The 25,517-nt window shown below is 32.5% G+C and carries 23 protein-coding genes, 2 tRNA genes and 1 rRNA gene (1 of these 26 only partly in view); 11 read left to right on the forward strand and 15 right to left on the reverse strand.

Translation table 11 applies throughout. The features are described 5' to 3' along the window. A 16S ribosomal RNA gene (locus OS191_RS07205) occupies positions 1-261 on the reverse strand (it extends 1,259 nt beyond the left edge of the window). Between the two features lie 733 nt (positions 262-994). On the opposite strand from OS191_RS07205, the gene thrS reads away from it, so the two are divergent. The 4 genes from thrS to rplT all read left to right on the forward strand — a co-directional run bounded on the left by thrS (position 995) and on the right by rplT (position 4,231). Continuing rightward, positions 995-2,932 carry a threonine--tRNA ligase gene (gene thrS, locus OS191_RS07210; RefSeq protein ID WP_267155040.1) on the forward strand — a complete coding sequence of 646 codons (1,938 nt, stop codon included), beginning with the start codon at positions 995-997 and terminating at the stop codon, positions 2,930-2,932. Between the two features lie 28 nt (positions 2,933-2,960). Then, positions 2,961-3,515: a translation initiation factor IF-3 gene (gene infC / locus OS191_RS07215; RefSeq protein WP_267155068.1), complete on the forward strand. Its 555-nt coding sequence runs from the start codon at positions 2,961-2,963 to the stop codon at positions 3,513-3,515. Positions 3,516-3,571: 56 nt separating this feature from the next. Next, positions 3,572-3,769, forward strand: coding sequence for a 50S ribosomal protein L35 (rpmI, locus tag OS191_RS07220; RefSeq protein ID WP_267155041.1), 198 nt, complete (start codon positions 3,572-3,574; stop codon positions 3,767-3,769). 117 nt (positions 3,770-3,886) lie between these two features. Further along, positions 3,887-4,231, forward strand: coding sequence for a 50S ribosomal protein L20 (rplT, locus tag OS191_RS07225; protein WP_267155042.1), 345 nt, complete (start codon positions 3,887-3,889; stop codon positions 4,229-4,231). Between the two features lie 698 nt (positions 4,232-4,929). On the opposite strand, the gene OS191_RS07230 is transcribed toward rplT, so the two are convergent. The 7 genes from OS191_RS07230 to tgt form a co-directional block, all read right to left on the reverse strand. Then, positions 4,930-6,114 (reverse strand): asparagine synthetase B, encoded by a 1,185-nt coding sequence (locus OS191_RS07230; protein WP_267155069.1) that lies wholly within the window; start codon positions 6,112-6,114, stop codon positions 4,930-4,932. Between the two features lie 136 nt (positions 6,115-6,250). Further along, positions 6,251-7,273 (reverse strand): AI-2E family transporter, encoded by a 1,023-nt coding sequence (locus OS191_RS07235; RefSeq protein ID WP_267155043.1) that lies wholly within the window; start codon positions 7,271-7,273, stop codon positions 6,251-6,253. A gap of 32 nt (positions 7,274-7,305) precedes the next feature. Next, positions 7,306-8,847, reverse strand: a complete 1,542-nt coding sequence (gene dnaB, locus OS191_RS07240; protein WP_267155044.1) for a replicative DNA helicase — start codon at positions 8,845-8,847, stop codon at positions 7,306-7,308. 167 nt (positions 8,848-9,014) lie between these two features. Next, positions 9,015-9,968, reverse strand: coding sequence for an acetyl-CoA carboxylase carboxyltransferase subunit alpha (locus OS191_RS07245; RefSeq protein ID WP_267155045.1), 954 nt, complete (start codon positions 9,966-9,968; stop codon positions 9,015-9,017). A 135-nt stretch (positions 9,969-10,103) separates the two neighbouring features. Further along, on the reverse strand, positions 10,104-11,018 hold the full coding sequence (locus OS191_RS07250) for a DMT family transporter (RefSeq protein WP_267155046.1): 915 nt from the start codon (positions 11,016-11,018) through the stop codon (positions 10,104-10,106). Then, positions 11,005-12,081 carry an LptF/LptG family permease gene (locus OS191_RS07255; RefSeq protein WP_267155047.1) on the reverse strand — a complete coding sequence of 359 codons (1,077 nt, stop codon included), beginning with the start codon at positions 12,079-12,081 and terminating at the stop codon, positions 11,005-11,007. The genes OS191_RS07250 and OS191_RS07255 overlap by 14 nt, the downstream gene beginning before the upstream one ends. A 103-nt stretch (positions 12,082-12,184) precedes the next feature. Next, a complete protein-coding gene (gene tgt, locus OS191_RS07260) occupies positions 12,185-13,315 on the reverse strand; it encodes a tRNA guanosine(34) transglycosylase Tgt (RefSeq protein ID WP_267155048.1) in 1,131 nt (376 codons plus the stop codon). A 260-nt stretch (positions 13,316-13,575) separates the two neighbouring features. Between tgt and OS191_RS07265 the strand changes: the two genes are divergently transcribed. The 3 genes from OS191_RS07265 to OS191_RS07275 are packed head-to-tail and all read left to right on the forward strand — an operon-like array spanning position 13,576 to position 16,041. Next, entirely contained in the window at positions 13,576-14,421 is an 846-nt protein-coding gene (locus tag OS191_RS07265) for a transketolase (protein ID WP_267155049.1), read from the forward strand. Between the two features lie 29 nt (positions 14,422-14,450). Then, on the forward strand, positions 14,451-15,404 hold the full coding sequence (locus tag OS191_RS07270) for a transketolase family protein (RefSeq protein ID WP_267155050.1): 954 nt from the start codon (positions 14,451-14,453) through the stop codon (positions 15,402-15,404). 46 nt (positions 15,405-15,450) lie between these two features. Next, positions 15,451-16,041 (forward strand): porin family protein, encoded by a 591-nt coding sequence (locus OS191_RS07275; RefSeq protein ID WP_267155051.1) that lies wholly within the window; start codon positions 15,451-15,453, stop codon positions 16,039-16,041. A 78-nt stretch (positions 16,042-16,119) separates the two neighbouring features. Here the strand turns inward: OS191_RS07275 and OS191_RS07280 are convergent, their stop codons facing one another. Then, positions 16,120-17,214 (reverse strand): beta-barrel assembly machine lipoprotein BamM, encoded by a 1,095-nt coding sequence (locus tag OS191_RS07280; protein WP_267155052.1) that lies wholly within the window; start codon positions 17,212-17,214, stop codon positions 16,120-16,122. 82 nt (positions 17,215-17,296) lie between these two features. Here OS191_RS07280 and hslR point away from each other — a divergent pair, with 82 nt between their 5' ends. Both hslR and OS191_RS07290 read left to right on the forward strand, forming a co-directional pair. Beyond that, positions 17,297-17,668, forward strand: a complete 372-nt coding sequence (gene hslR, locus OS191_RS07285; protein ID WP_267155053.1) for an Hsp15 family ribosome-associated heat shock protein — start codon at positions 17,297-17,299, stop codon at positions 17,666-17,668. 56 nt (positions 17,669-17,724) lie between these two features. Beyond that, complete coding sequence (locus tag OS191_RS07290) at positions 17,725-18,228, forward strand: phosphoribosyltransferase family protein (protein WP_267155054.1); 504 nt, start codon at positions 17,725-17,727, stop codon at positions 18,226-18,228. Here OS191_RS07290 and OS191_RS07295 read toward each other — a convergent pair. Continuing rightward, the gene (locus tag OS191_RS07295) at positions 18,220-18,738 is read right to left on the reverse strand and encodes a shikimate kinase (protein WP_267155055.1); all 519 of its coding nucleotides are present in this window, start codon (positions 18,736-18,738) and stop codon (positions 18,220-18,222) included. The two genes, OS191_RS07290 and OS191_RS07295, sit on opposite strands and share 9 nt — an antisense overlap. A gap of 131 nt (positions 18,739-18,869) precedes the next feature. On the opposite strand from OS191_RS07295, the gene OS191_RS07300 reads away from it, so the two are divergent. Both OS191_RS07300 and OS191_RS07305 read left to right on the forward strand, forming a co-directional pair. After that, positions 18,870-18,942: transfer RNA gene (locus OS191_RS07300), tRNA-Lys, on the forward strand. Positions 18,943-18,997: 55 nt separating this feature from the next. Then, a tRNA-Leu gene (locus tag OS191_RS07305) sits at positions 18,998-19,081 on the forward strand. A 4-nt stretch (positions 19,082-19,085) separates the two neighbouring features. Here OS191_RS07305 and OS191_RS07310 read toward each other — a convergent pair. The 5 genes from OS191_RS07310 to OS191_RS07330 form a co-directional block, all read right to left on the reverse strand. Further along, the gene (locus tag OS191_RS07310; RefSeq protein ID WP_267155056.1) at positions 19,086-19,649 is read right to left on the reverse strand and encodes a TlpA family protein disulfide reductase; all 564 of its coding nucleotides are present in this window, start codon (positions 19,647-19,649) and stop codon (positions 19,086-19,088) included. 89 nt (positions 19,650-19,738) lie between these two features. Further along, positions 19,739-22,003, reverse strand: a complete 2,265-nt coding sequence (locus tag OS191_RS07315) for an aconitate hydratase (protein WP_267155057.1) — start codon at positions 22,001-22,003, stop codon at positions 19,739-19,741. Between the two features lie 286 nt (positions 22,004-22,289). Next, positions 22,290-23,243, reverse strand: coding sequence for an AAA family ATPase (locus OS191_RS07320; protein WP_267155058.1), 954 nt, complete (start codon positions 23,241-23,243; stop codon positions 22,290-22,292). A gap of 2 nt (positions 23,244-23,245) precedes the next feature. Continuing rightward, positions 23,246-24,691, reverse strand: coding sequence for a peptidylprolyl isomerase (locus OS191_RS07325; RefSeq protein ID WP_416236403.1), 1,446 nt, complete (start codon positions 24,689-24,691; stop codon positions 23,246-23,248). Next, a complete protein-coding gene (locus OS191_RS07330) occupies positions 24,654-25,514 on the reverse strand; it encodes a peptidylprolyl isomerase (RefSeq protein ID WP_267155060.1) in 861 nt (286 codons plus the stop codon). The genes OS191_RS07325 and OS191_RS07330 overlap by 38 nt, the downstream gene beginning before the upstream one ends. Between the last annotated feature and the right edge of the window lie 3 nt (positions 25,515-25,517).

Raw genomic sequence — 25,517 nt, forward strand, 5'->3', positions numbered from 1 at the left:
TACCTTACCATCAAGCTAATAGAACGCATGGTCATCTCTTACCGATAAATCTTTAATATAAAAACGATGCCGTCTCTACATACTATAAGGTATTAATCCAAATTTCTCTGGGCTATCCCAATGTAAAAGGTAGATTCCATACGCGTTACTCACCCGTGCGCCGGTCGTCAGCAAGTGCAAGCACCTCTGTTACCCCTCGACTTGCATGTGTTAAGCCTGCCGCTAGCGTTCATCCTGAGCCAGGATCAAACTCTTCATCGTTAATTCTTAAATATTATTTAACAACTAATCGAAATAGTTTTAATTAGGTACTCAAAATGGTTTATTCTCTTGTTTAAAAAAGATCGTTTCCAATCTCTTTCTTACGCTGTCAATTCAATATGTTTATGAACTTATTTCTTTAATTTCTCAGGGCGTTTATCTCCTAAGCGGGTGCAAATATAAAACCCTTTTTTTATTCCCACAATGTTTTTTTGAAAAAAAATTAAAAGTTTTTTTAACTCCTAAATCTCAATAAAAAAACACCATTTAAATGAACTTATTTTCTTCCCTATAAACGTTCCCGTTTTTAGCGGCTGCAAATATAAAACCTTTTTTGTTAATACAAAACTTTTTTTAAAATATTTTTAACGGCCTTTTAAATCCATTCTATTCCCAAAATTATATGAACAACGCCATTAACTATATCCCGTTTTTAGCGAGTGCAAATATACAACCCATTTTTTACCATTAACAAACTTTTTTGAAAGTATTTTTGAAGAATATTAAGCAGGTGCCCTCTCCGGTCTTATTACCAATTAATTACACTGTATTTTTTTTTAAAACAACTTGTTAAAATAAAAATTCAAACTAAAACTCATTAATAAAACAGCAATATAACTTCATTTATAATTGATATATAATAAGGTCTTATAATATAAGATAATTATTGATGGAATATTGTGTGTAAATTATTATACTATTATCTTTGTAGCCTTATTTTAATATATATATAATGATAAAGATTACATTGCCTGACGGTAGTATTAAGTCGTTTGAAGAAAATACGACTGCAATGGAGGTTGCTAAAAGCATAAGTGAAGGGTTTGCTAGAAATGTTATTTCAGCAAAATTTAACGATACAGTTATAGAAACCTCTACTCCAATAACCACCGATGGTTCTTTAGTCTTATATACATGGAATGATGATGATGGTAAAAAAGCATTTTGGCATTCGTCTGCGCATATTTTGGCACAAGCTATAGAAAATCTATATCCAAACGCTAAACTATGGGTGGGTCCGGCAATTGAAAATGGGTTTTATTATGACATCGATTTAGGCGAAGACACTATTTCTGATAAAGACTTTAAACGTATTGAGGATAAAATGTTAGAAATAGCTCGTGGCAAGCACGAATTCAGTATGCGTGAAGTTTCAAAATTAGAAGCATTATCTTATTATAAGGATAAAAACAATTACAAACTTGATTTAATAGGAAACCTGGAAGATGGTACTATTACGTTTTGTGATCATGACACATTTACAGACTTATGTCGTGGAGGCCATATTCCTAATACAGGAATTGTGAAAGCTGTAAAAATACTAAGTGTTGCAGGAGCTTACTGGAAAGGAGACGAAAACAATAAACAACTTACACGTGTTTATGGAATTTCTTTTCCAAAACAAAAAGAGTTAACTGAATATTTAGAATTGCTTGAAGAAGCTAAGAAAAGAGACCATAGAAAATTAGGAAAAGAATTAGAGTTATTTACTTTTTCACAAAAAGTAGGTCAAGGACTACCTTTATGGCTACCTAAAGGAGCCGCATTGCGTGATCGCTTAGAGAACTTTTTAAAGAAAGCTCAAAAGAAAGCGGGGTACGAGATGGTTGTAACACCACATATCGGACAGAAAGAATTGTATGTCACTTCAGGGCATTACGCCAAATATGGAGAAGATAGTTTTCAGCCAATAAAAACTCCTAAGGAAGGTGAGGAGTTTTTATTAAAACCAATGAACTGTCCTCATCATTGTGAGATATATAATAGTAGTCAATGGTCTTATAAAGATTTACCAAAGCGATTTGCAGAATTTGGTACGGTTTATAGATATGAACAAAGTGGCGAACTACATGGTTTAACTCGTGTTAGAGGCTTTACTCAAGATGATGCACATATTTTCTGTACTCCAGACCAATTGGATAAAGAATTTAAGGATGTTATCGATTTGGTGCTATATGTTTTTGGATCCTTAGGTTTTGAAAATTTTACTGCACAAGTTTCCTTAAGAGATCCTGAAACTCCAGAAAAATACATAGGAAGCGTTGAAAACTGGGAAAAAGCAGAACAAGCAATTATAAATGCTGCTAATGATAAAGGATTGGACTATGTAATAGAAACTGGCGAAGCTGCTTTTTATGGTCCAAAATTAGACTTTATGGTAAAAGATGCTCTTGGAAGACAGTGGCAACTAGGCACCATTCAAGTTGATTACAATCTACCAGAGCGTTTTGAGTTGACGTATAAAGGAAGTGACAACGAATTACATAGACCGGTTATGATTCATCGAGCTCCATTTGGAAGTATGGAACGATTTATTGCCATTTTACTTGAGCATACTGGAGGAAATTTCCCACTTTGGTTGATGCCTGATCAAGTTATTGTACTATCTATTAGTGAGAAATACGAGAAATACGCGAAAAAAGTTTTAAATGTGTTAGAAAATAACGAAATTCGCGCTCTAATTGATAATAGAAACGAAACCATGGGGAAGAAAATTCGGGAAGCCGAAATGAGAAAAATCCCATATATGGTTATAGTTGGTGAAAATGAGGAACAAGAAAACAAGATTTCTGTTCGTCAACATGGTGGTGAAGACCTTGGCATGATTACTGTTGAAGGTTTAACTAACATTATTAATGAAGAAACTAAAAAGTCTTTAAAAACATTTTAAAAATAAGTTTAACTAAAATTATAAGGCCATAGCAATACGTAGAAGAAAACAAGTCTCTAGACGAGTTAGTCAAGAAGATCAGCACAGAATTAATTCTAAAATTAGATCAGAAAAAGTGCGCTTAGTAGGTGATAACATCGAAGTTGGGATATATCCAACAAAAGAAGCACTTGCCATAGCAGACGAACAAGGTTTAGATTTAGTAGAAATATCACCAAAAGCAGATCCTCCTGTTTGCAAGGTTATGGATTATAAGAAGTTTCTTTACGAACAAAAGAAACGTGAGAAAGCTTTAAAATCTAAAGCAAGTAAAGTAGTTGTTAAGGAAATTAGATTTGGACCCCAAACTGATGACCATGATTACGAGTTTAAAAAGAAACACGCAGAGAAATTTTTAAAAGAAGGCGCTAAATTAAAAGCTTTTGTATTCTTTAAAGGACGATCGATTGTTTTTAAAGAACAAGGACAAATCTTACTATTAAGATTAGCTCAAGATTTAGAAGAATTAGGTAAAGTAGAACAAATGCCTAAATTGGAAGGTAAACGTATGACTATGTTTATTGCTCCAAAGAAATCAAAATAAATCCTGATTTACAGGTTGAAAATAATAAGTGAAATAAACAAAACTAGGAGAACAAGATGCCTAAAATGAAAACCAAATCTAGTGCCAAAAAACGATTTAAAGTTACAGGTACTGGTAAGATTAAAAGAAAGCACGCTTTTAAAAGTCATATCTTAACAAAGAAGTCAAAAAAGCGTAAGTTAGCATTAACACATAGTACATTAGTACATGAAAATGATGTTAACAGTATTAAGGAACAGTTACGATTAAAGTAATAAAGTTCGGTTAATTATTTATTTATAAACCCTGGAGTTAGGCCTTAAAAAGAATTCAGAATTCAGAATTTATAATTCAGAATTAAAGAATCGCCTACTACAAAAACAATTAAAATTATGCCAAGATCAGTAAATTCTGTAGCCAAAAGAGCCAGAAGAAAAAAGGTGCTTAAACAAGCAAAAGGTTACTTCGGACGTCGTAAAAACGTTTGGACAGTAGCAAAAAATGCGGTTGATAAAGCGATGCAATATTCGTATAGAGACCGTAGAGTTAAAAAAAGAAACTTCCGTGCTTTATGGATTACGCGTATTAACGCTGGAGCCAGAGAACATGGTTTATCTTACTCTCAATTTATGGGGAAATTAAAAGCTAATGATATTGAATTAAACCGTAAGGTTTTAGCAGATTTAGCTATGAATCACCCAGATGCTTTTAAAGTAATAGTAGAGAAAATTAAATAAGGCGTTTCGCCTATTGTATAACATATTTCACTTATAAAAAAGCCAACTCAAATGAGTTGGCTTTTTTTTGGATTAAGACTAAACGAAATTTAACTTAAAGTGATGTTTTACTTTTTTTGAAAAGAATTTGTATTTACTAAATATCATCTATTGGGAGTTAATGTAAAAGATAGGATTTAAAATCCAAATACCTGCAAACGGATCTTCCCACAAAACCAATTCCATATTACAAGAGGTGAAAATTGGAATATTTATGTTCCTTTTTAAAATTTTAGAAGATGAATAATAAAGCAAACATCACCAAAATAGAAGAACAAAATACAAACTTCATAAAATTTAAAGTCCCAAAATAATTGAACGATAGAATACTAAATCCAACTTAAAACTAATAATTAAAGAGTTAATATTACTATTGTGGCTCTTTTAATCAACTTATTATTAAAAATATTTTAATAAAAGTCAAACTGAAAAACAAAATAAAAATGGGAAATAAACAAATTCGAATTCGGATTTAAACCCCTATAATATGACAACTATTTCTATTATTAAAAACGCAATCAAATATGCCGAAAACAGTTTTGAAACCTTACTTTAGATTGATTTGTTTTTAAAAACAAAATTGTATTTATTACTAAAAAATTAAACCTATTAAACTTATAGAAAAGGAAATAGTAAATTTGTTTGATTAGTAATCCATATTAGGTTTTCTGTTTCTTTTTCCTAGCAGCAGGGAACAGCACATTATTTAGAATTAATCGGTAGCCTGGTGAAGTTGGATACAAATCCAATTCGGTTTTTGGGTCTCCAACTTTATGCGTATAATCCTCTGGGTCATGACCTCCATAAAAAGTAAAAAAGCCTTTTCCTTTTATTCCATGAATGTATTTAGCTTCACCATTGGTTTTATTCTCTCCCAAGACCAACACATTCGATTTTATTTCTTCTCTTGTAAACGATGTTGTTTGTCCCATGAATCCTTTTACCAAAGCTGTATGATTTTGGCACAACATGGTTGGAATAGGATCCCATTTAGCAGAAAAATCCATTAATGTAAAGTAATCTGTTATTTTTGGAATCTGTCTTTTCTGAGTCATGTCTATTGAAGAAAACTCATAAACTAATGGGTTTCTTTCTAAAATGAAATCTTTAAAAGCAAAGGTTTTATTGTAGTTAATTTTAGACTGATAATTGGCATCGCTAGCATCTCCATCGAACATGGGTTCACAAATATCGACACCTTCAGCAGAAAGCGCAATATCAAAACTATCTGTTGCACTACACATAGCAAACATAAAACCTCCACCAACAACATAATCTCTAATTTTTAAAGAGACTGCTAATTTTTCTTCTGACACTTTTGCATATCCTAATTTTGTTGCTAAAGCTTCAGCTGCTTTTTTCTCTTCAATATACCAAGCTGCCGTTCTGTAGTTGGCATAAAACTTTCCATATTGTCCTGTAAAATCTTCATGATGAAGATGCAACCAATCATATAACAATAAAGCGTCGTTTAATACTTCTTCATCGTAAACAGTTTCATAAGGGATTTCGGCATAAGTGAGGACCATAGTTACAGCATCATCCCAAGGGAGTTTTCCTTTTGGAGAATAAACGGCAATTTTTGGCGCTTTTTCTAATACAACAGCTTCCATATTTTTACTGGGACTGCTAATGTCTTCCAAAATAGACTCTGCTTTCGTATTTGATACGATTTCAAATGAAACGCCTCTAATCTGACATTCACGTTGAATTTCTTCTGAATCTGGCAATAAAAAAGAACCTCCTCTATAATTTAACAACCACTTTACTTTTAGTTGTTTTTCTAGAGTCCAATAGGTAATTCCGTATGCTTTTAAATGATTTTTCTGACCTTCGGCATCCATAGGAATAAGGATGTAAGAGGCAAAAGTATTTACCGAGAATAATAGAACAAATAAGAGAGTTAAGTTTTTCACAGTTGAAATATACTCAAAATTTTCTGCTCTAAATATCTTTTAAATAAAATTTAACCATCAGCTGCTATTTACTGTCTCCGGAGAGAATATCGGACAAGACTTTAGTATCAGGAAATTGATCTAAAATAATCTTAATAAACACTGTAATTGGTATGGCCATAATTAAACCTGGAACTCCCCAAAGAAAACCCCAAAACATGAGCATAACTAATACGGTAATCACATTTAAAGAGAAAGATTTTCCCATAAAAATAGGTTCCAAGATAGAACCAAATAATACTTGAACTCCAGTTATTGAAACTATAAAAAAGGCTAAAGTACTTGATGGGTCTAGTTCTATAAAAGCAAATAAAGACAACATAACTACTGTGATGACCGAGCCAACCATTTGAACAAAATTAATAATAAAGGCAAAAAGCCCCCAAAAAATTGGAAAACTCACATCAAAAAATAAACATGCTAATCCTGTCCCTATTCCTGTAGCTAAGCTAACGAAAAACTTAACTTTAATAAATTTTATTAAATCCTTTTCTATTTTTAAAAATGTTTTAAGAGAGGTATGACGTTGTTTTAAAATGGTACTATGTAATACTTTTTGGATATTAATTGATTCAGCTAGCCATAACACTACAAAAAAGATTGTCATAAGTGTCATAGTAAGAGTTCGCTGAATAAAATTAATAGTATTCCCAATATTATCTTTGGCTATAAACTGGTTAAAAACACCTTCTTTTTCATCCATTTTAAATCCAAAAGTCTCCTGAGCTATCAAGAATAAGTTTTGTATTTTTTCTTCTGCTTTAGTAAAGAATTCGGTATCAGAATTTAAAATTTCACGACTTGAAATCTGAATTAATTCAACACCAATTTTCACTCCACCAGCAATTAATAAAACAACAATAAAAATACTAACGAGTTTTGGAATATTCTTTTTACCTAACCAACGCATGATTGGTAAAAACAACAATGCAATAAACATGGAAAATACTAATGGAATAAATATAAAAGAAAGGATTTTTAGTAAATAAAAAACTAACGGAATAATTATAACTAGTAATAATATGTTTGTGGTTCTTAATTTATCCATAAGATTTAGACTCTAAAATAGACTTGGGTTGTTTAAAAAGGTACATCGTTATCTTCCTCTGGAACATCAAAAGCATCATTTGCTGATGGGAATTTTTCTGGAGAAAATGTATTATCATTTGCTGCTTCATTCATTTTAGAATGAAATTCTTGTCCAAAAGGTGTATCAAAATCATCCAGATTATCAAATTTACCTAAATGTCCAACGAACTTCAGTCGAATATTATCCAATCCTCCATTACGGTGTTTTGCAATAATAAATTCAGCTTGACCTTCAGTTGGTGATCTTTCTTCATCGTCCCATTCATCAATTTTATAATATTCCGGTCTGTAAATAAACGATACAATATCTGCATCCTGCTCGATTGCTCCAGATTCACGAAGGTCGGAAAGTAAAGGTCTTTTACTTCCTCCACGAGTTTCAACAGCACGGGATAATTGAGATAAGGCAATTACTGGGATGCTTAATTCTTTAGCCAAAGCTTTTAGGTTTCGAGAAATAGTAGATATCTCCTGCTCTCTATTTCCACCACCTTTCTGGCTTCCACCTGCTGTCATTAATTGTAAATAATCCACAACAATTAATTTAATTCCATGTTGAGAAGCTAAACGTCTAGCTTTTGCTCTTAAATCGAAAATGGACAGTGAAGGCGTATCATCAATAAATAAAGGTGCTTTTTCCAAGCTCTTTACTTTTACATTTAATTGTTCCCATTCGTGTTTTTCTAATTTTCCTGTTCTCAGTTTTTCAGAAGATAATCCTGTTTCACTAGAAATTAAACGCATAATTAATTGTACAGAGGCCATCTCTAAGGAGAAAAAAGCCACTGGAATATTTTGAGTAACAGCAATATTTCTTGCCATAGAAAGTGTTAATGCCGTTTTACCCATACCAGGACGAGCAGCAACAATTATTAAATCACTTTCTTGCCAACCAGAGGTTAGTTTATCTAATTTTGTAAAACCTGAAGGAATACCACTTAAACCCTCTTTATTGGAAATTTCCTCAATTTTCTTTTTAGCTTGAATAACTAATTCTTGAGCGGTTTCACTAGATTTTTTAATATTTCCTTGTGTAACTTCGTATAATTTAGATTCTGCTCGATCTAACAAATCGAAAACATCTTGGGTTTCATCGTAAGAATCTTCGATAATTTCACTAGAAATTTTTATCAAACTTCTTTGAATGAATTTTTGTAAAATAATACGTGCATGAAACTCAATATGTGCTGAAGATGATACTTTCTGAGTTAAGGAAATCAAGTAAAAATCACCACCAACCAAATCTAGCTTTAAATTTTTCTTTAACTGACTAGAAACCGTTAATAAGTCCACAGGCTCACTATTTTCAAACAATTGAAAAATAGCTTCAAAAATGTGTTGATGCGCTTCTTTATAGAAGGCATCTGAACTTAAAATATCGATTACCTCATCTACCCCTTTTTTATCAATCATCATAGCTCCAAGCACAACCTCTTCTAAATCAACAGCTTGAGGGGGTATTTTCCCTCTCTCCAGATTAATAATCGTGCTTTTATCTACTTGATATCCTTTTACTTGGTTTGGTTGTTTCATATTTACGAAAGTAGCTAAATTGAAAAGATAAATGATGCGTCAACCTCTCTAGGTTGTCCACCATAAGTTAACAATTTAACTGTTAATAACTTAAAAATATTGTTGATAAGCATAAAAAAATCTGAAATAAGACATTTCAGATTTATGTTTTATAGGTTTTAAAAGTACTAGCCTTTAAAAACCCCCATGTTCATATACTTTTCCATGCGATTATTTACTAAATCTTTTGGTGATAAGTTTTTTAACTCATCAAAAGTTTTAAGAATAGCATTTTTTACAGCTAAAAATGTTTTTTCTCTATCACTATGTGCTCCCCCAAGTGGTTCTTTAATAATTTCGTCAACTATACCCTGCTTTTTCATATCTTTTGCAGTAAGTTTTAAAGCATTAGCTGCTTGCTCTTTATATTCCCAACTTCTCCAGAGTATGGAAGAACAAGATTCCGGAGAAATTACAGAATACCATGTATTCTCTAACATCATTACTTTATCTCCTACTCCAATCCCTAAAGCGCCTCCTGAGGCACCTTCCCCAATAACTATGGTTATAATAGGCACTTTTAAACGTGTCATTTCAAGAATATTTCTAGCAATAGCTTCACCTTGTCCACGCTCCTCTGCTTCTAAACCTGGATAAGCACCTGGCGTGTCTAATAAAGTAACGACAGGAATTCCAAATTTCTCTGCAGATTTCATTAAACGTAACGCTTTTCTGTAGCCTTCAGGATTGGCCATTCCAAAATTTCTGAATTGTCTAGTTTTAGTATTAAAACCTTTTTGCTGACCGATAAACATAAAGCTTTGATCACCAATTTTACCTAAACCACCAATCATGGCTTTATCGTCTTTAAAACCTCTGTCTCCATGAAGCTCCAAAAAAGAGTCTCCACATAAGGCCTTAATATAATCTAACGTATAAGGTCTATTTGGGTGACGAGACATCTGAACACGTTGCCAAGGAGTCAAGTTTTTATAAATGTCTTTTTTAGTAGCTATAAGTTTTGTTTCAATCTGCTTACAAGTTTCAGAAACATCCACTTCACTTTCTGTACCTATAATTTCGCATTTTTGCAATTGCTCTTCAAGTTCTTTTATAGGGAGTTCAAAATCTAAATATTCCATTGGATATTATAGTTTGTTTAATTAGCACACAAAATTACATATTTTATTTTGTTTTAATTTTAGAATTAAAACGAAATACAGGTTAAATTTAATAAATTGCTTTTAAATAAATGTATCTATCTTAAGATAAAAACATTACTTATTAAAAAGACTTAAGTCTTTTTTAGCTTTCCTTCGCTTTCTACTTTTTAAAACCCCATTCAACATAACCACACTAATTATAATAGCTGCTCCAATATAAAATGAAGCACTCATCACTTCACTTTCAGGAAAAAAAATTAGTGCTAAGATAATTCCATAAATAGGTTCTAAATTATAGGTTAAAACTACCGTGTAAGGGCTAATAAACCTCATAACATACACAGAAGCAATAAACGCATATGCTGTACAAACAGAAGCTAAAATTAAAAGATAGCCAAAATCTGAAGTACTCAAAACAAAAAATTCTTTTGAAAAACCATTGCCAAAAAGCAGCATAAATAAACTAATAAATAAAACCCCACTTATAAATTCATAAACTGAAATAACGGTTGCCGAATGATTTTCTAAATATTTTCCATTTAAAACAGCAAATGTGGAAGATAAAAATGCTGAAACAATGCCTAAAACAATTCCGTTTAAATATTTAAACTCACTATTAGTTATAACAGCAACACCAATAATAATTAAGAATCCAAAAACAATCTCATACCAAATTATTTTTCGTTTATAAACAATAGGTTCTATGAGTGACGCAAAGAAAGCTCCAGTAGAAAACATGGCCAGAGTAATGGAAATATTAGACACCTTAATCGATTCAAAAAACGTGATCCAATGCAAAGCAATAACAATACCGGCAAAGGATAATTTAGCAACCGATTTTAAAGAAATTTTAATCTTAATCTTAGCAAAAACAACATAGGCAAGCATTAAAATAGTTGCCAAAAGCATTCTATACCATACTAATGGCACGGCATCGATACTTATTAACTCTCCTAAAACAGCTGTAAATCCAGCTATAAAAACTAGAAGATGTAAATGCAGGTAATTTTTTAAATTATCGTTTTGCATTATAAAGAAGATAAGCTGCTAAAAACCCAAAAATAATATTAGGAAACCAAACCGCAACTAAAGGAGAAAAATCTGATTGTGATGCCAATACGCCAAAAATCTTATCGAAAAACACAAAAACCATGGCAATACAAATTCCAAAAGCCAAGTTTACTCCCATACCTCCACGACGTTTTATAGACGACACTGCAACGGCAATAATGGTTAAAATAAAGACTGAAACAGGCAAACTCCATTTCCGGTATTTTACCAATTTATATCTATTAATATAAGATGAGCCTCTTTTCTCCTCTTTTTCAATAAACTTATTTAATTGTCCGTAAGGCAAAGTTTCTGCAATATAAACTACTGGGGTTAAGTCTTCTAAATCAAACGGAAATATGGTGTCTTTTCTTCTAGTTGTTTCAATAATATCATCTCTTTCTCCAATACGTCTTTTTGTGTAATTTATTAAATTATAGGTTGAATCCTTCTCACTATATTTAATATTACTTGCACTTATTTTATAAGACATTTTATCGTCTTCAATATGCTCTAAAGTAAAATCCCTACCTATTTTTTGTTTTACATCAAAACTACTCACATAAATATAATCGTGATCGTTAATTTGTCGATACACATTTTGGTTATCGAGAGCATCATTTTTATTTTTAAGGTATTTGTAATTGAAATCGTTAAAGCCGTTACTGGCATTTGGAGCCAAATACATTCCAAGAACTAATGCCAATATTGCAACTATTGTAGCGCCAATCATATAAGGTCTTAAAAACCTTGAAAAGGATACTCCTGAACTTAAAAAAGCAATTACCTCGGTATTATTAGCCAGTTTGGAAGTAAACCAAATAACTGAAAGGAATAAAAACAAAGGAAATAATAAGTGTGCGAAGTAGATAGTGAAATCTAAAAAGTAAATAAGTACTTCTCCAAAAGGAACTTCATTTTCAAGAATTTTACCAATTTTCTCTGCTAAATGTACTGTTATTCCAATAGGAATAAACAACAATAACATGATGAAGAATGTAAATAAATAACGTTTTAATATGTACCAATCAAGTATTTTCAATGTCTTTGAACTATTATTTATTACTTTTTGTTATTGACTATTTAATATTTAAGGCCTGTATGAAACAAGGTATATAATTTCTATTAACTCTTAATTAATTTGATTAGAGTCTTTTATCCATCTGTTTCACCATCATATCTTTCCAAGTTCTAAAATCTCCTGCTAAGATATGTTTTCTCGCTTCACGAACCAACCACATATAAAAACCTAAATTATGTATGGTAGCAATTTGAGCTCCTAATCTTTCATTAACTGTAAACAAATGACGTAAATAGGCTTTGGTATAATCTGTATCTACAAACGTAATTCCCATATCGTCTACTGGAGAAAAATCGTCTGCCCATTTAAGGTTCTTTATGTTTATCGTGCCTTGTGCTGTAAAAAGCATCCCATTTCTAGCATTTCTTGTAGGCATCACACAATCGAACATATCAACTCCTAAAGCTATATTTTCCAAAATATTAATTGGAGTTCCTACACCCATTAAATAACGAGGTTTATCTTCTGGTAAAATACTAGTTACCACGTCTGTCATAGCATACATTTCCTCTGCAGGTTCGCCAACAGATAAACCACCAATAGCATTTCCCTCTGCACCTGCATTTGCAATATATTCAGCAGATTCCTTTCTTAAATCTTTATACGTGCTTCCTTGAACTATGGGGAAAAACGTTTGACTATAATTGTATTTAAATGGGGTTTTCTCTAAATGATTGATACATCTATCCAACCATCTATGCGTCATATGCATGGAGCGCTTGGCATAATGATAGTCGCAAGGATAAGGAGTACATTCATCGAATGCCATAATAATATCAGCTCCAATGGTTCGTTGAATCTCCATCACATTTTCAGGAGTAAAAAAATGATAACTTCCATCGATATGCGATTTAAACTTAACACCTTCTTCTTTAATTTTTCTGTTTGCAGAAAGTGAATATACTTGGTATCCTCCAGAATCTGTAAGAATATTTCTATCCCAATTCATGAATTTATGCAAACCTCCTGCTTTTTCGAGGATTTCAGTTTGGGGTCTTAAATATAAATGATAGGTGTTTCCTAAAATAATATCTGGGTTTATATCATTTTTAAGTTCACGTTGGTGAACTCCTTTTACCGAAGCCACAGTACCAACTGGCATAAAAATAGGCGTTTCAATTTTTCCGTGATCGGTTGTAATTACTCCAGCTCTAGCACTAGATTGTGTGTCTTTTCCTTTTAATTCGAATATCATGTACTTATTTCATCAGGTGGCAAATATAATTAACATAAATCTATAGATTCTTAAACATTTAATAAATTTAAAAGCTTTTTTTAAAGTGAAATGTAACTAAAGTGGTCTAAAGTGTTAAATAGCTTATTCTATAAAATTTCAACTTCATTTACATCAATTGTTAGCAAGTGCATGCAATTGGTTAATAAGTGCGACAAATCTCTTTTTGATAACGCGTATTAAAACTTTATTTTTGCAACTACATAATTAACTATTTAAACATGCCAAACACACAACAATTAAAAGATTTAACAACACAAGTACGTAGAGATATTTTACGTATGGTACACAAAGTAAATTCAGGACATCCTGGAGGCTCATTAGGGTGCGCAGAATTTTTTGTCTGTCTTTACCAAGAGATTATGGATAGAAACGAAGGTTTTGATATGAATGGGATTGGTGAAGACTTATTTTTCTTATCAAATGGTCATATTTCTCCAGTTTATTACAGTGTCTTAGCTAGGTCTGGATATTTTCCTGTTGACGAATTAAACAGCTTTCGTTTAATTAACTCGCGTTTACAAGGTCATCCAACTACACACGAAAATTTACCTGGAATTAGAATAGCCTCTGGATCTTTAGGGCAAGGTATGTCTGTGGCTTTAGGAGCTGCACAAACTAAAAAACTAAATAAAGATTCTCATTTAGTCTATAGCTTACATGGCGATGGCGAATTACAAGAAGGTCAAAACTGGGAAGCCATTATGTATGCTGCCGGAAATAACGTTGATAATATCATTTCAACCATCGATTTAAACGGACAACAAATCGATGGTGCTACAGACGATGTTTTACCAATGGGAAGCGTAAAAGCTAAATTTGAAGCTTTTGGCTGGACGGTTGTAGAAGTTAATGAAGGTAATAATATAGAAGCTATTCTAAAAGGGATGGCAGATGCTAAATCTAAAACTGGACAAGGAAAACCTGTTTGTGTTTTATTAAAAACAGTTATGGGAAATGGTGTTGATTTTATGATGCATACACATGCTTGGCATGGAAAAGCCCCTAATGATGAGCAGCTGGCAAATGGCTTAGCTCAAAATCCTGAAACCCTAGGAGACTATTAACCTTTATTATTAATATCGATTTTAGATTTATGAAAACATATACAAACACAGGAAGTAAAGATACACGCTCAGGATTTGGAGATGGATTAACAGAACTTGGAAAAACTAACGAAAATGTAGTTGCACTTTGTGCCGATTTAATTGGTTCTTTAAAAATGGACGATTTTAAAGCCAATCATCCAGAACGATTTTTTCAAGTTGGAATTGCCGAAGCCAATATGATTGGTTTGGCTGCAGGGATGACTATAGGAGGAAAAATTCCTTTTACTGGAACTTTTGCCAACTTTTCTACCGGTCGTGTTTACGATCAAATTCGTCAAAGTGTTGCTTATTCAGATAAGAATGTAAAAATTTGTGCTTCACATGCTGGTTTAACCTTAGGAGAAGATGGTGCTACACATCAAATTTTAGAAGATATTGGCTTAATGAAAATGCTGCCAGGTATGACTGTAATCAATACCTGCGATTACAACCAAACAAAAGCAGCAACTATAGCAATTGCTGAACATAAAGGTCCAGTTTATTTACGTTTTGGAAGACCAAAAGTTGCTAATTTTACTTCAGTAGATCAAAAATTTGAAATAGGAAAAGCGCTTCATTTAGTGGATGGTACAGATGTTACCATTGTGGCTACTGGACATCTAGTTTGGGAAGCTTTAGAGGCTGCTAAAGTTTTAAATGAAAAAGGGATTTCGGCCGAAGTCATAAATATTCACACCATAAAACCTTTAGATGATGAAGCGATTATTAAATCGGTTTCAAAAACGAGTTGTGTTGTTACTGCTGAAGAGCATAACTATCTTGGTGGTTTAGGAGAGAGCGTAGCTAGAGTTTTGGCTACTAACAAACCAACGCCACAAGAGTTTGTTGCTACAAAAGACACATTTGGTGAATCAGGTACTCCAGAACAACTCATGGAAAAATACGGATTAAATAGTGATGCCATAGTAAAAGCCGCTGAAGCGGTTATAAAAAGAAAATAATTGCTAACTTGTTTCGTTTAATAAGTGAACCTAAAAAACGAAACTCATGAAAAAAGCACTTTTTATAATCTTAGTATGTCTCTTGTTTACTACTTTTTCTCAAGCTCAGAATAAAACTGGCTTTGGATTTAAAGGTGGTGTCAATTACAATGCTAATGGTGATTATTTTGAATCTATAGGCAGCAATGCCGAACATCCTGATAGAAATATTGGGTATCATTTTGGAATATTTGCGAAGTTGGGTGGTAAAATTTTTATAAAACCTGAACTTGTTTACACAAGTACCAAAAGCGATTATAGCACTGGGACTTTTGAAATGCAAAAACTAGATGCTCCAGTTTTGTTAGGACTTAGATTTTTAAAAATGTTTAATGTATTTGCAGGACCTTCTTTTCAATACATTTTAGATACCGAATTTGAAGGTGTTAATATTGATGATATTAAAAATGATTTTACTGTAGGGTTAAATTTTGGAGTTGGAGTTAGCTTTAACAGAGTTGGTATCGACCTAAGATATGAAAGAGGTTTTAGTGACAACGAAGCTAGCTTTATAAACAATAATATAACTCCTGCCGCTGAAAGTAGAATTGACACAAGACCAGATCAACTTATTTTAAGTTTATCGTTTATCTTATAATCTTCTTATATAGAGTAAAAAAAAATAGCCACTTAAAGTTAAGTGGCTATTTTTTTTATTTATAATTATTAGATGGCTTTAATTAACATTACTATCTAGATAATCTGGTGTTCCATCATTATTAGAATCTGTAATTATTACCGTATTTAGGGTAAACGTCCCATCATTATTATCTTCTATCTTATATAACAATTCATCTGGAGCAGCATAGGCATCGTAATATGCTTGAGCAGCTGTACTAGAAGTAAAGGCTTGCATATTTTCATCTTCGGTATAAGCTGTACGTTCTATTTCGTCTTTGGTTAATGTGCCGTCACCATCGTCATCAACATCAACAAAATTTGCTAGACCATCTCCATCTGTATCATCGTCAAAATAATCTTTATTCCCATTTAAGTTTTCTAAATAAGAAAATACACCATCATTATCATGGTCTAATAAGGTTCTTTTTTCTGAATTGAAATTAAAAATCAAATTGGAATAAGAAGGCACTGTTGCTTGTGTTTGCGAGAAATATCCTAATCCAGAAGGTACAAAAACAGATCCAATACCATGGTTATGACTCACTACGGTTCCATCTGTATTTTCAGTATATGCCTGTCTTGCTTTAAACTCTATGATGCCTTCTCTAAAGCCATCTACCACACCTCTAGCATTTCCTACAGATGTTAAATCAAACGGCACGCTCGAAACAGCACTATCAAATAATGTATTATCTATTAAATAGCCTTTATATTTAGCAAAAACGCGATCTATACCATGGATGTCTCCTCCCAAACCTTCTCTAACTACTAAATAGTAAAGCTTATATTCAATACCTTCAGAATCTGTAACCTCTTTTAATTTTAAGTCACCACCAAGCATATCCATTAATGATATCTTATCGCTATTTGCTCCAGCAATGGTGTCAAAAACAATTTCGAAAGTGTCATTAGGAGTTACAGTATAAGGCATTGCATCAACAATACTATACATATCATTTTGCTGAAACTCTTCATAATTGTAAAAATGAGTTTCTAAATACGTTTCAATTTCAGCTATATTTTCGTTATAAACTTCTTGTCTATCTCTTACTGGAACTGGTTCTGGTTCTGGATCTTCATCGTCTTTTTTACAAGACAACACAACCAAACCAAAACATAAAAAGGCCGTTGCTAAATTTCTAAATTTCATTATTGCTTCTTTTTTGAGGTGCAAGATACAATTTATTAATAATTTTGCACAAGAACATTAACGTAGATTTTCAATAAAAGTTATGCGAATTGATAAGTATTTATGGTGTGTGAGGTATTATAAAACGAGGAGTCTTGCCACTACAGCATGTAAAAAAGGACATATAAAAGTAAATGGCGATCCAGTAAAGCCTAGTCGTGATGTTTTTCCTACAGATGAAGTTCAAGTAAGAAAAGACCAGGTAAATTATACTTTTACTATTAACGATTTGCCTCCAAACAGAGTAGGTGCAAAACTAGTTGATATTTACAGAGTAGATACGACACCTAAAGAAGCCTTTGAAGCTCAAGAGCTCTTAAAATATTCTAAAGACTACTACAGAAAAAAAGGTACTGGAAGACCTACTAAAAAAGACCGAAGAGATATTGACGATTATCAAGAAGAAATTGAATGATAAAAATCAAGTATTTTTAAAATTGTATTTTATCTTTGAACAAACAACTAAGCAAGATGACTTTAACTAAAAATCTGATATTAGATCACGAAGAAATTAATCATAAAATTAAGCGTATTGCTTATCAGATTTATGAAAATAATGTTAATGAGACTGAGGTTGTTTTAGCTGGCATTGACTCCAATGGTTACATTCTTGCTAAAAAACTAAAAATGGTTTTAAGCAAGATTTCGCCCATTAAACCTGTTTTATGCAAGGTTGTTATCGATAAGAAAAACCCAAGAAACGATATTAAAACATCTCTCAAGGTTGAAGATTACGAAAACAAATCTATTGTATTAATAGACGATGTCCTAAATTCTGGTACCACGCTAGTTTATGGTGTAAAACATTTTCTTGAAGTTCCTTTAAAACAATTTAAAACAGCTGTTCTAGTAAATAGAAACCATAAAAAGTATCCTGTTAAAGCTGATTTTAAAGGCATTTCTTTGTCAACATCTTTAAATGAACACATAGATGTTATTTTAGTGGATAAGGAGTTTAAAGCCTATTTAAAATAACTTTGTAATAATATCTTCAACCACTTCCTCTTTGGCTTTGTTGCCATCTATTTTATAATTGGCTTGATTATAAAATGGCAAGCGTTCAAACAAATGCTTTCCTACAAACTCTAACATGTCATTCTCGTTTGAGACATAAGATACCAATGGACGTTTATCTTTATCTAACATCAATCTCTTTGCTAATTCGTTTACAGGAACATTTAAAAAGAATGATGTTACATCTTTGCTCTTTTTTATTAATTCTAGATTATTCGTAAAACAAGGAGTTCCTCCTCCAAGAGATAAAATTAAATTTTCTTTTGAAGAAATAATCTCTTCTAAATAGCTATTTTCAATTTTTCTGAAAAATATTTCACCTTTTTCTAAAAATATTTTTTGAATAGTTTTGCCTTCTTTTTCTTCAATAAATTGATCTAAATCCAGATATTCTAATCTTAAAATTTTAGCTAATTCACTGCCTACTAAAGACTTCCCTGAAGCCATATATCCTAATAAAATAATTTTCATAATTGCTCTAAAATTTCAACTTATTATCTTTGCAAAGTAACAAAACAAAAAAACAAAAATATTCTTTAAAAAAGGTTTGGAATATTGATTAAACGTTTTATATTTGCACCCTCAATAAAGAGAAACAAAATGACCTGGTAGCTCAGTTGGTAGAGCATCTCCCTTTTAAGGAGAGGGTCCTGGGTTCGAGCCCCAGCCCGGTCACAAAAAAAAGTTAAGCATTTTGCTTAACTTTTTTTATTTTTACACTTTACAAAATGCGCACGTGGCGGAATTGGTAGACGCGCCAGCTTGAGGGGTTGGTGGACATTAGTCCGTGGAAGTTCGAGTCTTCTCGTGCGCACTTGTTATTCTTTAAGAAGCAAATCTAATTGTTTTCTAACCCCATCACTATTCCAATTAGCTGCTCCAGTTTTATCGACAACTATCTGTCCTTTTTTATCTATAATATACGTTCTTGGAATGGCGCTGACCTCAAAGATTTTAGGATATGCTGTTTTGGGCGTGTGCACATTAAAACTATAGGCATTTTTATCAATAAAACTAGAAATGGTTTTCTGGTCTTCGTTTGAAACAAACAGAAAAACTACCTCCTTATTATAAGATTTATAAAGTTCATCTAAACTAGGCATCTCTGCAATGCATGGTGGACACCAAGTAGCCCAAAAGTTAATTAGAACAACTTTTCCTTTAGCTTCGTTAAAATTATAAACCTCTCCAGATTGATTTAATAACTGCCAATTATAATCAGTTACCACCTTCCTATCGGATTCGTCTATAATTGAGGGACCAAAAAGAGCCAACCCTTTATGTAAAAATACTTGAATGGGCTGTCTAGTTTGCGGAATTATCAAAAGTACAATGACTATGACAAAAATAATATTACTAGTACTAAGTTTAGGCTTTTTCATTTGGCTTAAGACGTATTATAGGTTTTTAACTTACACAAACAAAAAACTCCTGAATTGCTTCAGGAGTTTTTAAACATTTATCTTTTAACTTAAGATGCATTTTGCTTTTTAATTAGGTTTAAAGCAGATCCTTCGTTATACCAATCAATTTGTGCTTGGTTATAAGTGTGATTCACCTTTATAACATCTTTAGAGCCATCCTTATGAACAAACTCTAATGTTAAAGGCTTATCAGGTGCAAATTCATTTAAATCAAGGAAATTAATGGTATCGTCTTCCTGAATTAAATCATAATCAGATTCGTTAGCAAAAGTAAGACCTAACATTCCTTGTTTTTTAAGGTTTGTTTCATGAATACGAGCAAAAGATTTCACAATAACTGCAGCAACACCTAGATGTCTAGGCTCCATAGCTGCGTGTTCACGAGAAGAACCTTCTCCATAATTATGGTCTCCAACCACTATAGATTTCACACCTGCTGCTTTATATGCACGTGCCACATCTGGTACGCCACCAAACTCACCTGTTAATTGATTTTTAACAAAGTTGGTTTTCTTTCCAAAAGCATTAACAGCTCCAATTAACATATTGTTAGAAATATTGTCTAAATGCCCTCTAAAACGCAACCAAGGCCCAGCCATTGAGATATGGTCTGTGGTGCATTTTCCAAAAGCTTTTATTAATAATTTTGCTCCTTTAATATCGTTTCCAAGCGGCTCAAAAGGAGTCAATAATTGCAAACGTTCAGACGTTGGACTTACTGAAATATTAACACTACTTCCATCTTTTACAGGTTCTACATAACCAGCTTCTTCCACTTCAAATCCTAATGGCGGTAACTCAATACCTCTTGGTTCTTCTAATTTCACTTTTTCACCATCCTCGTTTATCAAATAATCGTTCATAGGATCAAAATCTAAACGACCTGAAATTGCAATAGCAGCTACCATTTCTGGAGACCCCACAAAAGCGTGTGTGTTTGGATTTCCATCTGCACGTTTGGAGAAGTTTCTGTTAAATGAATGTACAATCGTGTTTTTCTCTTCTCCTTTTCTATCGCTTCTATCCCATTGTCCAATACATGGTCCACAAGCATTGGTGAAAATCGTAGCATTTAAATCTTCAAATATTTTTAAGATCCCATCACGTTCTGCTGTAAAACGAATTTGTTCTGAACCTGGGTTGATACCAAAATCTGATTTCGAAACAATATTTTTATCCACGGCTTGTTTAGCTATAGAAGCTGCTCTTGTTAAATCTTCATAAGAAGAGTTGGTACAAGAACCTATAAGGCCCCAATCCACTTTAAGCGGCCAACCATTCTCTTTTGCTTTAGGTCCTAATTCTCCAACTGGGGTTGCTAAATCTGGTGTAAAAGGTCCGTTTAAATGTGGACGCAAAGTATCTAAATTGATTTCAATAACTTGATCAAAATGTTTTTCTGGGTTTGCATAAACTTCATCATCTCCTGTTAAATATTCGCGTATTTTGTTTGCTTCATCAGCGATATCATTTCTATCTGTAGCACGTAAATAGCGTTCCATTGAATCGTCGTAACCAAAGGTAGATGTTGTTGCACCAATCTCAGCACCCATATTACAAATGGTTCCTTTTCCAGTACATGATAAGTTTTTAGCTCCAGGACCAAAATATTCTACAATAGCTCCTGTTCCTCCTTTTACAGTAAGAATTCCAGCTACTTTTAAAATAACATCTTTTGCAGACGTCCAACCATTGATATTTCCAGTTAATTTAACTCCAATCAATTTAGGAAATTTAAGTTCCCAAGCCATACCTGCCATCACATCAACTGCATCAGCTCCACCTACTCCAATAGCTACCATTCCTAATCCACCTGCATTTACTGTATGTGAATCGGTTCCAATCATCATTCCTCCAGGAAAAGCATAATTTTCTAAAACGACTTGATGGATAATACCTGCTCCTGGTTTCCAGAATCCGATACCATATTTATTAGATACAGAGGCTAGAAAGTCGAATACCTCGCTACTTGTTTCGTTAGCACGAATTAAATCGGGTCCTGCACCTTGCTTTGCTTGAATTAAGTGATCGCAATGAACGGTTGTTGGAACAGCCACTTTAGCTTTCCCAGCTTGCATAAATTGCAATAAAGCCATTTGCGCTGTAGCATCTTGACAAGCTATTCTATCTGGTGCAAAATCCACGTAGTCTTTACCTCTAACGAAAGCTTTGGTTGGTGTTCCATCCCAAAGGTGGGTGTATAAAATCTTTTCTGAAAGCGTTAGTGGTTTTCCTACAATTTTTCGTGCTGCATCTACTCGTTCTGACATTGTAGAATACACTTTTTTAATCATGTCTATATCGAAGGCCATAAGTTGTATTTAAATTTAATAAGATTAATATTTTTTTTAAAGTTACCCTAAAAGATTGGGTATGCAAAATTACAAATTTTAAAGGAGTTTTAAAAATATGTAACAAAAGGAATGAAACACTAAATATAATTCAAAGAATACATGTTTTGAAACTAATAATTTAAATATTTCGTAAATTATTAATGCTTAAAACAATAAATTAACAAAAACGCATGATAGAATAAAACATCTATAATGTGTAATTATAAAAATTTAGAGCAAAAAAGAAAAATGGAAAGGATAAAAACTAGAATAAGCTCTTTATAATTTGTTCTTCGGATATCCCTTCAGCTTCGGCTTTATAATTTTTAATAATTCGATGTCTTAAGATACTTTGAGCAACTGCCTGAACATTTTCTATATCCGGAGAGAATTTTCCATGAATGGCTGCATGTGTTTTAGCAGCAAGTATTAAATTTTGAGAAGCTCTTGGACCTGCTCCCCAATCTATATAGTTTTTTACTAATTCTGGAGCCTCTTTTCCATTTGGTCTGGTTTTACTAACCATTTTAACAGCATATTCAATGACATTATCTGCTACTGGAATTCTGCGTATTAAATGTTGAATCTCTATAATTTCTTCAGCAGAATATAAGGAGTTTACCGTTGCTTGAACATCTGTAGTGGTTGCTTTAACCACTTGCACTTCTTCATCAAAAGTAGGATAGTCTAAATTAACAGCAAACATAAAACGGTCTAATTGTGCTTCGGGTAACGGATAGGTTCCTTCCTGTTCAATTGGGTTTTGTGTTGCTAACACAAAATAAGGTAAACTTAATTTATAATTATGTCCAGCTACAGTAACCGAACGTTCCTGCATGGCTTCCAATAAAGCAGCTTGTGTTTTTGGAGGAGTTCTGTTTATTTCGTCTGCTAAAATAATATTTGCAAAAATAGGTCCTTTTATAAATTTAAAATGTCTTTTTTCATCCAGAATTTCGCTTCCAAGAATATCGCTTGGCATTAAATCTGGAGTAAACTGAATACGTTTAAAATCAAGTCCTAAAGTTTGCGCAATAGTATTAACCATTAAGGTTTTTGCTAATCCAGGAACTCCAATAAGTAAGGCGTGTCCACCAGAAAAAATAGATATTAGTATCTGACTAATCACTTCGTCTTGTCCAACAATTACTTTGGCAATCTCAGATTTTAAAGCATGATATTTTTTTACTAACTCTTCTACTTTAGCTACGTCAGACATATTTATTGTTTTAACCAGTTGCTAGAAAATTCGCAATCTCTGTGTTCCCCATTAACTTTTATGTAGGTTTCCATGATTTTTTCATCTTGCCATTCTTCAATGACTTTGAATCTCTTCTCATTTAAAGCTAATTCCTTTATTTTAAGATAATCTCTAGAATAATCTGCAACGTGTTCGTCCACACGATCGCTAACCATCATTATTTTGAACTTCATATTTCCTGTTCTTCCATATTCGGAAAGAACTAAACTTACTTCATCATCTTTTAAATTTTGAATTTGGCCATAAAGTTCTGGATCCATTCTGGTAAGTTCGAAATTGTAATCTTGTGTTGCAGGATTGATTAAAAAACCACCTTGACTTTTAGTTTCTTTTTCGTCGCTTGATTCTCTTGCTGCTTCTTCAAATGAAATATCTCCAGCTACAATGCTACTTCTTATTTTTTCAATTTCAGCTTTTGCATCGTTTATAGCATCTTGTGATACTTCTGGAATTAATAAAATATGACGGACATCGTATTCTTGACCTCTAATTTTCTCCAAGTAAATAATGTGATATCCAAAATCTGTTTCAAAAGGCTCTGAAATTTCACCTTCTTGCATAGAGAAAGCTACATCTCTAAACTCCTTTACCATAACAGGTTTTTTTCTGTATAAGGTATAAAGTCCTCCTTTTGGAATGGACGCTTTATCATCTGTATATAAAACAACTTTAGAACGAAAACTAGCTCCATTTTCCATCACATCTTCTCTAAATTGTTTTAATTGATCGATGGCTTTCTGTACGTTTTCTGGAGAAGCTTTTGGCTCAATTACAATTTGCGCTACTTTTAATTCGGTACCAAAGGTTGGTCTTTCATCTTCAGGAATTTTATTAAAAAATTGTCTGACCTCTTCTGGTGTTACTTCAACTTCTTCAATAATTTTCTTTTGCATTTCGCTGGCTAGCTTATTGCTTTTATTGATTTCAAACATTTCTTCTCTAAAGCTTTTTTCATCTTGCTTATTATAAAAAGCAATAAGTTCTTCCATGGTTTTACCAGATTGCGCTAAGAATTGTTGTAATTGATAATCTACTGCTGAACGAATTTCGGCATCTGAAACAAGGACACTATCCTGAATGGCATGATGTGCATATAATTTATCCTCAAGCAGTTTTCCAAACAATTGGCATCTGGTAACGCCTTCCATAGATGCACCTTGAGCTTTGAGCTGAAGAATGGTATTATCTATATCGGAATCTAAGATGATATAATCTCCAACAACTGCTGCAACACCATCAATTTTTCTGGAATTGGATGTGTCTACACTGTCTTTTTTTACTTCTTCTACTTCGTCTTCAATAATAATTTGAGCCGAAACTACTTGTGTTACTAAACAGATAGAACAGATTAGTAAGTACTGATTGAATTTAATTATAGATTTCAAATTTTTTATGTTTAATAGCATCTTTTTTAATGTCTTTTTCTAATTCTCTTATGAGTTCTAATTTCCGTTTGTTAATTACAATTTTATCAATTGTTGGCTTAACGTATTCTAAAGGTGCTGTACTGTTTCTAAGTAAAACATCGTTTATATGCACCAAATATAATCCTAATGAATCTTTGAGTTGTATAAAATTAGATTTTTTTAACAATTCGGTTCGGTTTTCATTTGTAATTGGTGGAATTTTATCGACCACCTGTTCTACTTTTACCCAAACCGAGTCTTTTAATGAAAAAGATTTAAACTGAATAGATATAGAATCGAGCTCTCTTTTATCAACTTCATTAAAGCGTTTAAATTTGGCTTCGGTATCTTTTAGGTCTAATCTGTTTTCGTCTATATTAATGTATCTAAGCTTAATTAAATCTTCATTTAAAACAAAAACCTGTTTGTTCGCATTGTAATAAGCTTCCATCTCTGACATGCTAACCACAGTGTCAATGTTTTTTGCTACCAAAGCTTCCATATAAGCTTTGGAATACAATTCATTTTTATAATCTCTTGCAAACTTATTAAAGGATTCTTGTTTGGCTTCTGTTAAATTGAGTTTGGCTCCACTTACCAACAATTGCTCTGTTGCCCAATGGTTTATATAGTTAGCAACAACCATAGAACTGTCTTGAGCAGACATACCTTCCTTTATCAAGTCTTGAATGTCTTCTTCGTATAAATAGGTGTCATTTACTCTTGCAATAGCTTTTCTATCGTCTGTTTCTTTAAAAAAATCGCAAGACACAAAAAGTAAAACAAATAGTAAAACGCTCCAAATATTTGTTGCTAGGTTCAAAAA

The sequence above is a fragment of the Xanthomarina sp. F2636L genome (assembly GCF_026410195.1).
Classification (GTDB): domain Bacteria; phylum Bacteroidota; class Bacteroidia; order Flavobacteriales; family Flavobacteriaceae; genus Xanthomarina.